Origin of the sequence: Billgrantia desiderata (assembly GCF_900108215.1) — a bacterium.
GTDB classification, from domain to species: Bacteria; Pseudomonadota; Gammaproteobacteria; order Pseudomonadales; family Halomonadaceae; genus Halomonas; species Halomonas desiderata.
On record NZ_FNVC01000009.1, the window covers coordinates 106,262 to 120,295 of the forward strand.

At 67.1% G+C, this 14,034-nt stretch carries 13 protein-coding genes; 8 read left to right on the forward strand and 5 right to left on the reverse strand.

Annotated features, from left to right (window positions below; genetic code table 11):
- Window positions 1-18 precede the first annotated feature (18 nt).
- The 6 genes from phrB to C4S71_RS10495 are packed head-to-tail and all read left to right on the forward strand — an operon-like array spanning window position 19 to window position 6,113.
- The gene (phrB, locus tag C4S71_RS10470) at window positions 19-1,434 is read left to right on the forward strand and encodes a deoxyribodipyrimidine photo-lyase (protein WP_103969097.1); all 1,416 of its coding nucleotides are present in this window, start codon (window positions 19-21) and stop codon (window positions 1,432-1,434) included.
- Window positions 1,435-1,469: 35 nt separating this feature from the next.
- The gene (locus C4S71_RS10475; protein WP_103969098.1) at window positions 1,470-1,910 is read left to right on the forward strand and encodes a nuclear transport factor 2 family protein; all 441 of its coding nucleotides are present in this window, start codon (window positions 1,470-1,472) and stop codon (window positions 1,908-1,910) included.
- Between the two features lie 29 nt (window positions 1,911-1,939).
- Window positions 1,940-2,725, forward strand: a complete 786-nt coding sequence (locus tag C4S71_RS10480; protein WP_103969099.1) for an SDR family NAD(P)-dependent oxidoreductase — start codon at window positions 1,940-1,942, stop codon at window positions 2,723-2,725.
- A gap of 3 nt (window positions 2,726-2,728) precedes the next feature.
- Window positions 2,729-4,069, forward strand: a complete 1,341-nt coding sequence (locus C4S71_RS10485) for an NAD(P)/FAD-dependent oxidoreductase (RefSeq protein ID WP_103969100.1) — start codon at window positions 2,729-2,731, stop codon at window positions 4,067-4,069.
- Window positions 4,066-4,839 carry a DUF1365 domain-containing protein gene (locus tag C4S71_RS10490; protein WP_103969101.1) on the forward strand — a complete coding sequence of 258 codons (774 nt, stop codon included), beginning with the start codon at window positions 4,066-4,068 and terminating at the stop codon, window positions 4,837-4,839. The genes C4S71_RS10485 and C4S71_RS10490 overlap by 4 nt, the downstream gene beginning before the upstream one ends.
- Complete coding sequence (locus C4S71_RS10495; RefSeq protein ID WP_422666849.1) at window positions 4,836-6,113, forward strand: SAM-dependent methyltransferase; 1,278 nt, start codon at window positions 4,836-4,838, stop codon at window positions 6,111-6,113. Before C4S71_RS10490 ends, C4S71_RS10495 begins: the two co-directional genes overlap by 4 nt.
- A 27-nt stretch (window positions 6,114-6,140) precedes the next feature.
- Here the strand turns inward: C4S71_RS10495 and C4S71_RS10500 are convergent, their stop codons facing one another.
- Window positions 6,141-8,003 carry a putative bifunctional diguanylate cyclase/phosphodiesterase gene (locus C4S71_RS10500; protein ID WP_086508007.1) on the reverse strand — a complete coding sequence of 621 codons (1,863 nt, stop codon included), beginning with the start codon at window positions 8,001-8,003 and terminating at the stop codon, window positions 6,141-6,143.
- 245 nt (window positions 8,004-8,248) lie between these two features.
- Here C4S71_RS10500 and fabA point away from each other — a divergent pair, with 245 nt between their 5' ends.
- Together fabA and fabB are read left to right on the forward strand one after the other, a co-directional pair.
- Complete coding sequence (gene fabA, locus C4S71_RS10505; RefSeq protein WP_103969102.1) at window positions 8,249-8,764, forward strand: 3-hydroxyacyl-[acyl-carrier-protein] dehydratase FabA; 516 nt, start codon at window positions 8,249-8,251, stop codon at window positions 8,762-8,764.
- A 14-nt stretch (window positions 8,765-8,778) separates the two neighbouring features.
- Window positions 8,779-9,996, forward strand: coding sequence for a beta-ketoacyl-ACP synthase I (fabB, locus tag C4S71_RS10510; RefSeq protein ID WP_103969103.1), 1,218 nt, complete (start codon window positions 8,779-8,781; stop codon window positions 9,994-9,996).
- 102 nt (window positions 9,997-10,098) lie between these two features.
- Here the strand turns inward: fabB and C4S71_RS10515 are convergent, their stop codons facing one another.
- From C4S71_RS10515 to C4S71_RS10530, 4 genes are all read right to left on the reverse strand, one after another.
- Window positions 10,099-10,857 carry a lysophospholipid acyltransferase family protein gene (locus C4S71_RS10515; protein ID WP_103969104.1) on the reverse strand — a complete coding sequence of 253 codons (759 nt, stop codon included), beginning with the start codon at window positions 10,855-10,857 and terminating at the stop codon, window positions 10,099-10,101.
- Window positions 10,854-11,747 (reverse strand): sugar nucleotide-binding protein, encoded by an 894-nt coding sequence (locus C4S71_RS10520; protein ID WP_086508003.1) that lies wholly within the window; start codon window positions 11,745-11,747, stop codon window positions 10,854-10,856. Before C4S71_RS10520 ends, C4S71_RS10515 begins: the two co-directional genes overlap by 4 nt.
- A 31-nt stretch (window positions 11,748-11,778) precedes the next feature.
- Window positions 11,779-12,423 carry a single-stranded DNA-binding protein gene (gene ssb / locus C4S71_RS10525; RefSeq protein ID WP_086508002.1) on the reverse strand — a complete coding sequence of 215 codons (645 nt, stop codon included), beginning with the start codon at window positions 12,421-12,423 and terminating at the stop codon, window positions 11,779-11,781.
- Window positions 12,424-12,495: 72 nt separating this feature from the next.
- Window positions 12,496-13,884, reverse strand: a complete 1,389-nt coding sequence (locus C4S71_RS10530; protein WP_086508001.1) for an MFS transporter — start codon at window positions 13,882-13,884, stop codon at window positions 12,496-12,498.
- Window positions 13,885-14,034 lie beyond the last annotated feature (150 nt).

A 14,034-nucleotide genomic window follows, 5' to 3' on the forward strand; every position in this document is an offset into this window, starting at 1 on the left:
CTCGGCGAGGCGACCGCCATGACCCGCGCATTGGTATGGTTTCGCAGCGACCTGCGCATTCATGACAACACGGCGCTGGCAGCCGCAACGCGGCGCGGCCCGGTGGTCGCCGTCTTTCTGCGCAGCCTGCCGCACTGGCAGCGCCATGGGCACGGCGCCAACAAGCTCGACTTCTGGCATCGCGGCGTCGTCGCCCTGAAGGAAGGCTTGGCCGGCCTCGGCATCCCGCTGCTGCACCGGGACATTGCCGGCTTCGACGACGCCCCTGCCGCGCTGCTGCAGATCGCGCGCGAGATCGGCGCCGACGAGCTGCACTTCAACCTTGAGTACCCGCTGGACGAGCAGCGTCGCGACCGGGCCGTGGCAAGGGCCTTTGCCGACGCCGGCCTCACGGCCAGGGGCCACCACGACAGCGTGGCCTTCGCCCCAGGCGAACTGCTGACCGGCAAGGGCGACTTCTATGGCGTATTCACCCCCTTCGCGCGGGCCTGGCAGCGCCAGCTGACGCCCGAGCGTCTGGCGCTGCGGGAGACACCGGCGCCGCAGCCATCCCCGGGTATCGCCGCCGAGCGGGTCGAACCGCCCACGCTGCCCGCGCCCCCCGTCGATGCCGAGCGCTGGCCCGCGGGCGAGGCCGCGGCGGCCGACCGCCTGGAGCGCTTCCTGCGCTTCCGGGCCCGCCACTACGCCACCCAGCGTGACTTTCCGGGCCTGGCCGGGACCAGCGAACTATCCCCCTACCTGGCCTTGGGCATGATCTCGCATCGTCAGTGCCTGCAGGCGGCGCTGAGCGAAAACGACGGCAGTCTGGCGGAAGGCGATGCCGGCATCGTCAGCTGGGTCAACGAACTGGTGTGGCGTGAGTTCTACCACCACGTGGCGACGGGCTTCCCCCGGGTCTGCCGCCACCGGGCGTTCCAGCGCCACACCGAGGCGTTGGCCTGGCAGGTTGACGAAGCCGGCTTCCATGCCTGGTGCGAGGGGCGTACCGGCTACCCCATCGTCGACGCTGCCATGCGCCAGTTGGTACGCACCGGCTGGATGCACAATCGCCTGCGCATGATCGCGGCGATGTTCCTGAGCAAGCATCTGTTGATCGACTGGCGACGAGGCGAAGCGTTCTTCCTGCAGCATCTGGTGGACGGCGAGTTCTGTGCCAACAACGGCGGCTGGCAGTGGGCTGCCTCTACCGGCACCGATGCGGCGCCCTACTTTCGCATCTTCAATCCCACCACCCAATCGCGCCGCTTCGATGCGGACGCCCGCTTCATCGCCGAGTACGTGCCCGAACTGGCGGAACTGCCGCCCCGGGATCGCCACTCCCCCAGCGTCGCACAGTGCAAGCAGGTGGGATATCCCCGCCCCATCGTCGATCACAAGGCGGCACGCGCTCGCGCGCTGGAGGCTTTCAAGTCGCTGCCACCCGGCACCTGACCACACGCATTACCCTCGACCACGGAGATATCGCCATGCACCGGGACGACCCCCTGGCGGCCTTCTGCGCCGCTTTCAACAAACTAGACAAAAACTGTACAGAATTATTGTACGAGTTATATACTCGCGATGTGACCTTCATCGATCCATTCCATCGGATCGAGGGGGTAGAAGCGCTCGAGGCGCACTTCCTCAAGCTGTACGACAACGTGACAGAGTGCCGCTTCGTCTTTCACGACAGCGTGAGGGTGGAGCAACAGGCCTATGTCACCTGGACCATGCAGTTGAGACATCCGCGCCTGGCCGGGGGCAACTCCGTCGCCGTGGAAGGCTGCTCGCAGCTGACCTTCTCGACCCGTCATCCCGGGCGCGTCAGTCGCCATCGCGACTACTTCGACGCCGGCGTGATGCTCTACGAGCAGTTGCCCGTCCTCGGCGGCATGGTGCGCTGGCTGAAGCGACGGATGGCGAACTAGCGCACGGGCTCACGCAGCGAGGAGCAGGCATGACGTCTCCCAACGAAACACGGCGGATCTGGCTAACCGGCGCCACCTCGGGCATCGGTCGTGCCGTGGCGCTGCGCCTGCTCGACCGGGGCCACCTGGTCGCGCTGAGCGGCCGCAGCGAGCCGGCGCTCAAGGCGCTGTGCGAGGGTCGAAACAATGCCTTGCCGCTGCCCCTCGACGTGACCGACCGTGGCGCCGTCGAAGCGGCCGGTCGCCACCTGGGCGATCTCTTCGGTCGCCTCGACCTGGCGGTGCTAAACGCCGGCACCTGCGAATACCTCGATGCGCCACACCTGGACAGCGCTCTCGTCGAGCGCGTCTTTGCGGTCAACTTCTTCGGTGCAGTGTATTGCATCAGCGCCGCGCTGCCGCTGCTGCGCCAGGCTCGTCAGACCGGCAGGCGCCCTCAGCTGGCGGCGACCTCGAGCGCCGCGGCCTACCTGGCGCTGCCGCGGGCCGAAGCCTACGGCGCCTCGAAGGCCGCCCTGAGCCACTATCTCGAGTCGCTGCGCCTGGACCTGGCCCATGAGGGCATCGACGTCAGCGTGATACATCCCGGCTTCGTCGCCACGCCGCTGACCGCGCGCAACGACTTCGCCATGCCCATGCGAATTTCGGCCGAAGCGGCGGCCCAGGCCATCGTCACCGGCCTGGAGAAGCGTCGCCTCGACATTCACTTTCCCCGCCGCTTCACCTACGGCCTCCGCCTGCTCGGCTTGCTGCCGCCGCCGCTGCGTTATCGCCTGGGCAAACGGCTGGTGTGTCATCCCGCCATGGAGACCTGACCCATGACCGCCTCGTTTCAGCCCGGCCCGGCCGCTCCCAACCAGCGCATCGCCGTGGTGGGCAGCGGCATCAGCGGCATGGCCGCTGCCTGGTACCTCAGCTCCCGTCATCAGGTCACCCTGTTCGAGGCGGCGGAGCGGCTGGGCGGACATACCGCCACCGTGGACGTCGAACTCGACCGGCGCCACTACGCCATCGACACCGGTTTCATCGTCTTCAACGACCGTACCTACCCGCACTTCCAGCGCCTGCTCACACAGCTCGACGTGGCCGTGCAGCCCACCGAGATGAGCTTTTCCGTGCACGAGACGCAGCGGGACTTCGAATACAACGGCCATACCCTCGGCTCGCTGTTCGCGCAGCGTCGCCACCTCACCAGCCCGCGCTTTTACCGCCTGCTGGCCGACATTTTGCGCTTCAATCGCCAGGCCAGCGACGACCTCAGGTACGAGCGGCTGCCGGCGGCGCTGACCCTGGCCGAGTATCTCGACACCTGGAGCTTCGGCAGCGACTTCCAGCGCCGCTACCTGCTGCCCATGGGCGCGGCCATCTGGTCGGCAAGCCTGGGGGAGATGCGCCGCATGCCGGCGCTGTTCTTCGTTCGCTTCTTCCATCATCACGGCCTGCTGTCGCTGCGCCAGCGCCCCCAGTGGTACACCCTGGTCGGCGGTTCACGCACCTACATCCCCGGCCTGACGGCGCCCTACGCCGAGCGGATCCGGCTCGCCACGCCGGTACGAGGCATTCGCCGCCGCCCCAACGGCGTCGTGCTGACCACCTCGCGGGGCCAGGAAGGGTTCGATCAGGTGGTGCTGGCCTGCCACGCCGACGAGGCGCTGCGGTTGCTCGAGGATGCCAGCCTGGCCGAGCGAGAGGTGCTGGGCGCACTGCCCTACGCCGACAACGAAGTGGTACTGCACACCGACACCCGTCTGCTGCCGCGGCGCCCACGCGCGTGGGCCAGCTGGAACTACCGCCTGGACGGTCGCGGCGACGATGCTCGCGCTTCGGTGACCTACAACATGAACATCCTGCAGCGGCTCGAGGCGCCGCACACCTTCTGCGTCACCCTCAACGACACCGGCGCCATCGACCCTGGCAAAGTGCTGGGGCGCTTTCGCTACGCCCACCCTCAGTTCAGCCTGGCCGGTCAGCACGCCCAGGCCCGGCATGGCGAGATCTCGAGCTGCCCACTACGTACCCACTACTGCGGCGCCTACTGGCGCAACGGCTTTCACGAAGACGGGGTGTGGAGCGCGCTGCGGGTGGCCCACGCGCTGGGCTGCGACGAAAACGGCACGCGCGCCTTGGGCACGCCCAGCATGGCAGCGCTCAGCCCATGACGGCCCATCCGCGCTCGCGTGTCTGCCATGGCAGGCTGCGGCATCGTCGCCACCTGCCCCGCCGTCATCGCTTCGAATATGCGGTGTGGATGATGTGGCTCGACCTCGACGAGCTTCCCGAGCTGTTCGACGGCGTGCCGGGCTTCAGCGCCCGCCGCCCGGCCCTGGCCCGCTTTCGTCGCGAGGACTATCTGACGCCGTTCGCCCCACCCCTGGCCGAGGTGGCACGGGCCGAGGTGTACCGCCAGCTCGGCCAGGCGCCCCAAGGGCGGGTCTGCCTGCTCACCCAACTGCGCACGCTGGGCTCGGGCTTCAACCCCATCTCGCTCTACTACCTCTATCACCGCGAGGAGGAGGGCGGCGCCCTGGGCGCCGTGCTGGGCGAGGTGACCAACACGCCATGGCGGGAGCGAACTCGCTATGCCTGTGCCGTGGAGCCGGGGCGGCATGCCCACGCCGCCGAGTTCACCAAGAGCCTGCATGTCTCGCCCTTCATGCCGCTGGACATGACCTACCGCTGGCGCTTCGTCACCCCGGGCGAGACGCTGGCCCTGCACATGGAGACCTGGCGTCAGGGAGAGCGTCACTTCGATGCCAGTCTGACCCTGACGATGCGCCCCGCGACGCGCTCGGCGCTGCTCGCCGCCCTGGCACGCCAGCCCTGGATGAATCTCAAGACCCTCGCTGCCATCCACTACGAGGCACTCAGGCTCTGGGCCAAGGGGGTACCCGTCCACGACCACCCACAGCGCAAGGAGACCACGCCGTGAACATGCTCCGCACTCACCCCGAGCGGCCGCTGCCCGAATCCGAATCGGCCCTGATACGCTGGCTCCGGCCGCGCATGCTGGCTCAGCTCGGCAGCCTGGAGGGCGGCACCATCACATTGATCGAGGGCAGCCAGTGTCACCGATTGGGACAGGGTGGCCCGCTGCAGGTCACGCTGGTGGTGCGTCGGGCGAGGGCATGGCGGCGGCTGGCGCTGGGGGGCAGCCTCGGCGCAGCCGAAGCCTACGTCGACGGCGACTGGGACGTCGACGACCTGGTCAGCCTGATTCGGCTATGTGCCATCAACATGGAGCAGCTCGACGGCGATGTGGGCTCGCGAGTGGCGCGGGCAGGCATCTGGCTGGCCAGCCTGGGCCAACGACTGCTGGGCAACACGCGAAGCCGCGCCCGGCGCAACATTGCCGCTCACTACGACATCGGCAACGAGCTTTTCGCCCTGTTCCTCGATCAGCGTCATTGGATGTATTCGAGCGCCGTCTTCCCGCATCCGGAAGCCAGCCTGGAGGCGGCCTCGACCCACAAGCTCGACCTGCTGCTGACCCAACTCGACGTGCAGCCGCAGCATCATCTGCTGGAGATCGGCACCGGCTGGGGCGGCCTGGCCATCCATGCCGCTCTGACCCGCGGCTGCCGGGTCACCACCACGACCATTTCCGGCGAGCAATATCGGCATGCGCGGCAGCGCGTGCGCGAAGCGGGCCTGGAGTCCCGGGTCGAGGTGCTGCAACGGGACTACCGCGAACTCGAAGGCCGCTATGACCGCCTGATCTCGGTGGAGATGATCGAGGCCGTCGGCCATCAGTACCTGGACACCTACCTGGCCACGCTGGATCGACTGCTGGCGGACGACGGCATGGCCATGCTGCAGGCCATCACCATTCGCGACCAGCGCTACGAGGCGGCCAGGCGGGAGGTGGACTTCATCAAGCGCCACGTCTTCCCCGGCGGCTTTCTTCCTTCGCACCGCGCCATACTCGACGGCCTGACCCGGCGCACCTCGCTCAACTTGGTGGCCCTGCAGGAGATCGGCTCCCACTACGCCCGCACGCTGCGCGAGTGGCGTCACCGCTTCGACGCCAACCTGGATACCGTGCAGCGGCTGGGCTACGACGAGCGCTTCATTCGCCTGTGGCGCTACTACCTGTGCTACTGCGAAGCGGGGTTCACCGAACGTACCATCGGCACCAGCCAGCTGCTGCTGGCCAAACCCGGCGCGCGCCCCACGGCGTGGTCCTGGCATGGCACCCTGAAGTGAGCCCAGCGCCATGCAGCTAGCTCGGCGCTATGCAGTGGGCTCGGCGCGTAGCATCAGCCCCGCCGAATCGGTCTTGAGCGCCTGCCACTGGGCCTCGATCACCTCCGCCGGCCCCGGCCGGGAGTAGAGATACCCCTGCACCAGGCGGCAGCCGGCCCGCTGCAGAAAGTCGAGCTGCCCGCGGGTTTCCACGCCCTCGGCCACCACGTCGAGTGCCAGACCACGCGCCATGGCCAGCACCGCGCTGACGATGGCGGCATCGGCGGGATCGTCGGGCAGCGAGTGGATGAAGGCGCGATCGAGCTTGAGCTTGTCCAGCGGCAGGTTCTTCAGATAGCTCAGCGATGAATAGCCCATACCGAAGTCGTCGATGGCGATGCGATGCCCCTTGGCGCGCAGCGCTTCCAGCCGCGGCACGATGTCGCCGGCGCGCTCGTCGAGCAGCACCGACTCCGTGAGCTCCAGCCCCAGTTGGGCGGGCTCGATGCCATGCCGGGCCAGGCCAGAGGCGAGTGCCGCTTCCAGTTCGCCCTGAAACATCTGGATCGCCGAGATATTGATCCATACCGGCAGCTGCGGGAGCCCCATCTCGCGCCAGCGCGCCATTTGCGCCAGCGCCTCGTCGATCACCCAGTTGCCCAGCGGCCCCATCAGCCCGTGGCGTTCGGCCAACGGGATGAAGTCGCCGGGCGAGACCATGCCGTGCTCCGGGTGCCGCCAGCGCAGCAGCGCCTCCATGCCGACCACGGCCCCGTCCATCACGCGATGCTGGGTCTGGTAGTGGAGCTCGAGCTGTTCGCCGTTGGCCAGGGCGTCGCGCAGGCTGTAGACCAGCGCCATCTGCGGTGAGTCCTGCACGTCGAGGGCCGGACGAAAGCGCCGACTGACGTTGCGCCCATGGCGCTTGGCGGAATAGAGCGCCGACTCCAGGCGCTGAAACAGCACGCCGGACTCCTTGCCATCCTCCGGTGCTCGACAGCTGCCGATGGAGAGTCCCAGACGCAGGGTCTTGCTGCCGACCTCGAACGGCTCTCCCAGGTGGTCACGCAGGCCGGCGATCCAATTGTCGTGATCGTCGAAGGTGGTGGTGCGAATGGCCAGGAATTCGTCGCCGCCCAGACGCCCCACGACACCGCCCGCTACATGGTGCGCCAGACGCTGGCCGAAGCGGGCCAGCAAGCGGTCGCCCTGCTCCACGCCCAGGCTGTCGTTGACCGACTTGAAACCGTCGATGTCGATGATCGCCATGTCGAGGCTTTCGCCGGCGCGCAGATGGCGCAGACGCGAGGTCATCAGGTCGTGCAGGCGGCGGCGGTTGGGTAGCCCGGTGAGGGGATCCTCGAAGCCGATGCGCCGCAGGTCCTGCTCACGGGCCTTGTGCACCGAGATGTCGGTAAAGGTACCGACATAATGAGTGATGCGACCGCGGCCGTCGGTCACCGCCTTGACCCGCAGCCACTCGGGGAATTCGTCCCCCTGCTTGCGCCGATTCCAGATTTCACCCTCCCAGCGCCCCTTGCTGTGCAGGGTCTGCCAGAAACGCTTGAAGAAGGCCGCATCATGACGCGCCGCCGCCAGGCTGGCGGCATTGAGCCCGCGAATCTCGTCTTCGGTGAAGCCGGTGATCCGGGTAAAGGCGGGATTGACGGCGAGGATGCGATTGTCGGCATCGGTGATCTGCACGCCCTCTTCGGAAAGCATCAGCGCCTGCTGCATCAGGTCGGCGTGCTGGCGATCGCGCTTGATCTGACGCCAAGCCACCCACAGACCGGTAGCCACGATACCGACCGCCACCGTCCGCAAACCGGGGTCGGGCAGCCAGATGCAGGCCGGCAGCGCTACCATGGCAGCCCAGAGCAGCGGTCGATTGAAGGCGGAGGATGGCCGCATGTGTGATCCCGCAATGACGGTGGTGAGAGTAAAGTGCGCCCATGCAATGCATCGACCCTGCATTCAGTATCGACACTTGACGCCGACACTTTAATCCGTGGTGAAGGTCGCGTCATGCCTGACGTGCAATCGAGGGCCACGGCCAGTAGACTAGGCAGGGCCGCCCGGGCGGGTCGGCTCTGCGCCAAGCCGCCGCTGCACTGCATGCGGAAAGGCCCATTACAACTGTGACTCGGAACGACTCAGTGACCAAGCAACACTCTTTCGAACGCGAAGAACTGCTGGCATGTAGCCGCGGCGAGCTTTTCGGCCCCGGCAACGCCCAGCTGCCGGCGCCCAACATGTTGATGCTCGATCGCATCACCCGCATCTACGAGGACGGTGGTGACTTCGGCAAGGGCGAGCTGATCGCCGAGCTGGATATCCATCCCGACCTGTGGTTCTTCGACTGCCATTTTCCCGGCGACCCGGTCATGCCTGGCTGCCTGGGGCTCGATGCCATGTGGCAACTGGTCGGCTTCTACCTGGGCTGGTTGGGCAATCCCGGACGCGGCCGCGCCTTGGGCTGTGGGGAGGTGAAGTTCACCGGCCAGATCCTGCCCGACGCCAAGAAGGTCACCTACAAGATCGACATCAAGCGCATCATCACCCGGCGTCTTATTCTCGGCATCGCCGATGGCACCGTGTCGGTCGATGGCCGCGATATCTACCAGGCCACCGATCTGCGCGTCGGTCTGTTCACCTCTACCGCGAATTTCTGATACAGGAGGCTTCCATGCGACGAGTGGTAGTCACCGGCCTGGGCATCGTATCCTGCCTGGGCAACGACCCGCAGGCGGTCGTCGAGGCGCTCCGGAATGGGCGCTCGGGCATTCGCTTCAAGGAGGAGTACGCTGAACTTGGCTTTCGCAGCCATGTCGCCGGGGTCGTGGACATCGATCTCGACGCCCTGATCGACCGCAAGCTACGCCGCTTCATGGGTGATGCCGCGGCCTACGCCTATGTCAGCATGGCACAGGCCATCGAGGACGCCGGGCTCTCCCCCGAGCAGGTATCGAACGAGCGCACAGGACTCATCGCCGGCTCAGGCGGCGCCTCGAGCGCCAACCAGGTCGAAGCGGCCGACGTCATGCGCGAGAAGGGCCTGCGCCGGGTCGGCCCCTACCGGGTCACCCGTACCATGGGCAGCACCGTCTCGGCGTGTCTCGCCACGCCGTTCAAGATCAAGGGGGTCAACTACTCGATCTCCTCCGCCTGCGCCACCTCGGCCCACTGCATCGGCAACGCCATGGAGCAGATCCAACTGGGCAAGCAGGACATCGTCTTCGCCGGCGGCGGCGAGGAGGAGCACTGGACGCTGTCGTGCCTGTTCGACGCCATGGGCGCGCTCTCGACCCAATACAACGACACACCGGAAAAGGCCTCGCGCCCCTATGACAAGGCCCGCGACGGCTTCGTCATCGCCGGCGGCGGCGGCATGCTGGTGCTCGAGGAACTCGAACACGCCAAGGCACGCGGGGCCAAGATCTACGCCGAGCTGGTCGGCTACGGTGCTACCTCCGACGGCCACGACATGGTCGCCCCTTCCGGCGAGGGCGCGGTACGCTGCATGCGTCAGGCCATGGCCGGCGTCGACGGCGCCATCGACTACATCAATACCCACGGCACCTCGACGCCGGTGGGCGATGTGGCCGAACTCAAGGCCATTCGCGAGGTCTTTGGCGACTCCACCCCGCCCATGAGCTCCACCAAGTCGTTGACCGGCCACTCCCTGGGTGCCACCGGCGTGCAGGAGACCATCTATTCCCTGCTGATGATGGAGCACGGCTTCATTGCCGCCTCGGCGAACGTGGAAGAGCTCGACGATCAGGCGGCCGGCTTCGATATCGTGACCCGTCTGCGCGACGGCGTCAGTGTGGATCGCGTGCTCTCCAACAGCTTCGGCTTCGGCGGCACCAATGCCTGCCTGGTACTGCAGCGCTACCGCGACTGATCCAGGCAGACGACCCACGCCAACGCAAAAGGCGCCCCTCGCAGGGCGCCTTTTGCGTCATATGGCCTCTTGCATCATACGTCAGCCGGCCAACAGCATGGGTCAGCCGATACCGGCTCCCACGGCTGGCTTGGCATCAGCCGGGCGCGGCACTTCGGAAATCTCGGCCAGGCGCGCCTCGATCCAGGCCTCGACTTCCACCAGCACTTCCTCGGGCGTTCGCCCTTCGGTCGCGATGGGCTCGCCCACCACCACGTTGAGCACTCCCGGATTCTTCACCCACTGACGCCCCGGCCAGCGCTCGCCGGCATTGTGCGCCACCGGCACCACCGGCACACCGGCACGACAGGCGATGACGGCACCGCTCTTGTTGTACCGCCGGCGCTGGCCCGGATCCACCCGAGTGCCCTCGGGAAAGATCAACACCGAAAGCCCCTCCTGCAGGCGCGCCACCCCCTGGCTCAACACCTGGCGCATGGCCCGCGCCGGCTTCGAGCGATCGAGTCCGATGGGGTGCAGCAGCCTGAGCCCCCAGCCGAAGATCGGGATACGCAGCAGCTCCTGCTTGAGCACCGTGCACACCGGCGGCTTGAGGATCTGCAGGAAGAGGGTTTCCCACTCGCACTGGTGATTGGCCAGGATCACGCAGGGCCCGGCCGGCAGCCGCTCTCTGCCGCGGACCCGATAGGTCACGCCGCAGGTCCAGCGGAACCAGGCGGTGATGAAATGGTTGTAGAGATTGAGCAGGCGATAGCGTGCCGACAGCCCCAGCAGCGGTGCAATGGGCAGGAACAGCACGCCACAGACCAGGATGGCGAAAAAATAGCCGAAATAGAACAGCAGGCTGCGCAACACATTCATGAGGTCGTGCCGCCCTCTTCATCGAGCCGGCTGGTGCGGCGCGCCTGGCACCACTCGTCGAGCAGACGCCCCACCTCCAGACGCCAGGGCTTCTGGTGCACGCCGAACGCCTCCAGCACCCGTCGACAGTTCAGCACCCGGCGCAGCGGCTGGTCATGGTGATGCTTGAGCGGCTTGACCTCGCCCAGCTCGATCTGCTCGCCCAGGCCCTCGAGCCGGGTCGAAAGCTGGGTGCGCACCATAGTGGTGAAGGTGTAGGCGCTGACCGGCTCCGTGCCTGCCAGGTGGTAGGCACCCCAGGCGTTCGAGCCGCAGGCCAGCTGATGCAGCATGCCGACCAGGGCCATGGCCACGGCGTCGGCGGCGGTGGGACAGAAGACCACATCCTGCGCCGCGCGCACCTCTTCCCCGGTAACCAGGCTGTCGATCACCCCGCTGAGCCAGGCATGCCCGCCCTCCAGGGCGAACAGCGGGCCCAGCCGCACGATCAGATGGCGCGGATGGCCGGCACGGATGCGGTCGCCGATGGCGATCAGACGACGCAGGCTCTCGTCGCGGGGCGCCGGAATCACGTGCTCGTCGATGGGCGTTTCGAAGCCGTCCTGGTAGAGCTGGTCGGAGACGCACCAGACCAGCGGCGTATCGGTCTCGCGGCACGCTGCCAGGCAGGCGTCCACCCCCTCGCCATGCGCCACCACGGCGGCCGGCTCGATCTCCATCGGCGCCGAGAGCGGCGGAATGATCACCGCAGCCGGCGCCACCTCACGCAGCAGCGCGGCATCGATGTTCAAACCGGGCCTGATGACGAGTTCGGTGTCACTACGCCGATGCGCCAGCCTGGCCAACGCCAGGTTGAGGCAGTGGCCGGCATCCAGTACCAACAGCTTCACGATAGCCTCCGGCAGCCTGGGACGAGCAGCGTCAGAACGGGATCTCGTCGTCGAAATCGTCGAAGCTGCCGGGATCGGGCGCACCGTAGTTGTTCTGCTTCTGGCCGCCCTGCTGAGGCTGACCGCCCTGCTGAGGCTGGCCGCCCTGCACCGGGCGCTGCTGCTGGGGTTGGCCACCGCCATAGCCGCCCTGTTGGGGGGCGCCGCCGAAGCCGGCACCTTGAGCAGGCGGCGGAGCACCATAGCCACCCTGCTGCTGCATGGGTGCGCCCTGAGGCGCCCCGTAGCCAGCCTGCTGCTGCGGCATGCCGGCACCCGCCTGGCCGCCGAAGTCGCCGCTACGGGTATCGAGCATCTGCATGTCGTTGCAGACGATCTCGGTGGTATAGCGATCCTGACCGTCCTGCCCCTGCCACTTGCGCGTCTGCAGACGCCCCTCGAGATAGACCCGAGAGCCCTTCTTCAGATACTGCTGGGCGATCTCGGCCAGGCGGTTGAACAGCACCACCGAGTGCCACTCGGTGCGCTCCTGGCGCTGGCCGCTCTGCTTGTCGGTCCAAGTGTCGGTAGTGGCGACGCGCAGGTTGGCGACGGGACTGCCGGACGGCATGAAACGCACCTCGGGATCCTGCCCCAGGTTGCCGATGAGTATGACCTTGTTGACGCCACGGGCCATGCTGGACTCCCTCTATCAAATGAATGTGCATTGTAATGAAACGGCCGACCGGAGCTACGCCCAAGCGGCAGACTAGCCGCCCCGGTTGCGACTCGAACGGATCAGGCGCGCCAGGGCATCCTCGTCGAGGCGACGCCGATCTACCTTAAGATACGCCACTCGCTCCTCGGGAACGACCATCACGTCCTCAACGCCGGCCACCTCGGCGAAACTCGCCATCAGCGTGTCGAGGGCATCGCCGTGCTGGTCGTCGTCTAGGGCCACCACCTCGCTGGACAGATGCGGCACGGCGGGCATGCCCAGCATCAGCAGCCACCAGATGCCGACCAGCGCGGCGCTGCCGGCGAACACCGCTGACAGTCCCCACTGCTGAGCCAGAAAGCCCCCCAGCACGCCGCCGCAGAAGGCGCCCAGGAACTGGCTGGTGGAATAGACGCCCATCGCCGTGCCCTTGGCCCCGGCCGGCGCCAGCTTGCTCAACATCGAAGGCAGCATCGCCTCCAGCAGATTGAACGCGACGAAGAACAGCAGCAGCCAGGCGAACAGCGACCAGCCAGTGGCGAAAGCGGCCAGCCCGACCAGACTTGTACAGATCGCGGCGATCGCCGCCAGACTCATGCCGCGCATGCGCTGACGCTTCTCGGCGACGACCACCAGCGGCACCATGCCGACGAAGGCCAGCGCCATGATACCGAGATAGGTCAGGCCATGACGCTCGGCCTCGATGCCCGCCTCGACCAGACGAAAGGGTACGGCAACGAAAATCGCCATCAACACCAGGTGCAGGGCAAAGATCGACAGGTCCAGCCGCCACAGATCGGCGCGAGTGAGCATGGTGGCCAGCTGACGGCGATCGATGCCCACATCGCGATGGCGCAGCCGACGTGGCGCCGGGGGCACCAGTTTCCACAATACCACCAGCCCCAATGCGGCCAGCAGGGCAGTGAACCAGAACACCGACGAGAGGCCGAACGTCGCGGCCAGCCAGGGGCCCAGCACCATGGCCACGGCAAACGCCACGCCGATGGAGAGACCGATGGTGGCCATGGCCGCGGTGCGCACCTGCTCGCGGGTCTGATCGGCCAGCAGCGCCATGATCGCCGCCGCCACCGCCCCGCTGCCCTGTAGGCAGCGCCCCAGGATCACCCCGCCGATGGTATCGGCATTGGCCGCCACCACGCTGCCGATCACGAACAGCAGCAGCCCGGCCGCGATCACCGGCTTGCGGCCCAGGCGGTCGGAGAGCAGGCCGAAGGGGATCTGCAGCAGCGCCTGGGTCAAGCCGTACGCGCCCAGCGCCAGCCCCACCAGCAGCGGCGTGGCACCGACCAGCTCGTCGGCGTACAGCGCCAGAACCGGCAGTACCATGAACAGCCCCAACATGCGCGTGGCATACAGGCTGGCCAGGCCGGTGATGGCTCGCCGTTCGGAGGCTAGCAGCAGTCCAGAGAGCTTGCGCATAGGGAGTCAGACGATTCCATGGGTAGGCGGGCCGCAGCCCTCAAGATGAGCCGACTATTCTAACGATTCCGGCCCGCACAGGAAACGTTCCGACCAGCGGCGCTTTGGCGCGCATTGCGTCGCAGGCGTATAATCGAGGTTTTGCCAGCG

Coding starts and splice junctions, on each gene's coding strand:
- C4S71_RS10500 (WP_086508007.1), bottom strand. CDS start 8,003: ATGCGGCCATCCTCCGCCTTCAATCGACCGCTGCTCTGGGCTGCCATG.
- C4S71_RS10485 (WP_103969100.1), top strand. CDS start 2,729: ATGACCGCCTCGTTTCAGCCCGGCCCGGCCGCTCCCAACCAGCGCATC.
- C4S71_RS10480 (WP_103969099.1), top strand. CDS start 1,940: ATGACGTCTCCCAACGAAACACGGCGGATCTGGCTAACCGGCGCCACC.
- C4S71_RS10490 (WP_103969101.1), top strand. CDS start 4,066: ATGACGGCCCATCCGCGCTCGCGTGTCTGCCATGGCAGGCTGCGGCAT.
- fabB (WP_103969103.1), top strand. CDS start 8,779: ATGCGACGAGTGGTAGTCACCGGCCTGGGCATCGTATCCTGCCTGGGC.
- ssb (WP_086508002.1), bottom strand. CDS start 12,423: ATGGCCCGTGGCGTCAACAAGGTCATACTCATCGGCAACCTGGGGCAG.
- phrB (WP_103969097.1), top strand. CDS start 19: ATGACCCGCGCATTGGTATGGTTTCGCAGCGACCTGCGCATTCATGAC.
- C4S71_RS10515 (WP_103969104.1), bottom strand. CDS start 10,857: ATGAATGTGTTGCGCAGCCTGCTGTTCTATTTCGGCTATTTTTTCGCC.
- C4S71_RS10475 (WP_103969098.1), top strand. CDS start 1,470: ATGCACCGGGACGACCCCCTGGCGGCCTTCTGCGCCGCTTTCAACAAA.
- C4S71_RS10530 (WP_086508001.1), bottom strand. CDS start 13,884: ATGCGCAAGCTCTCTGGACTGCTGCTAGCCTCCGAACGGCGAGCCATC.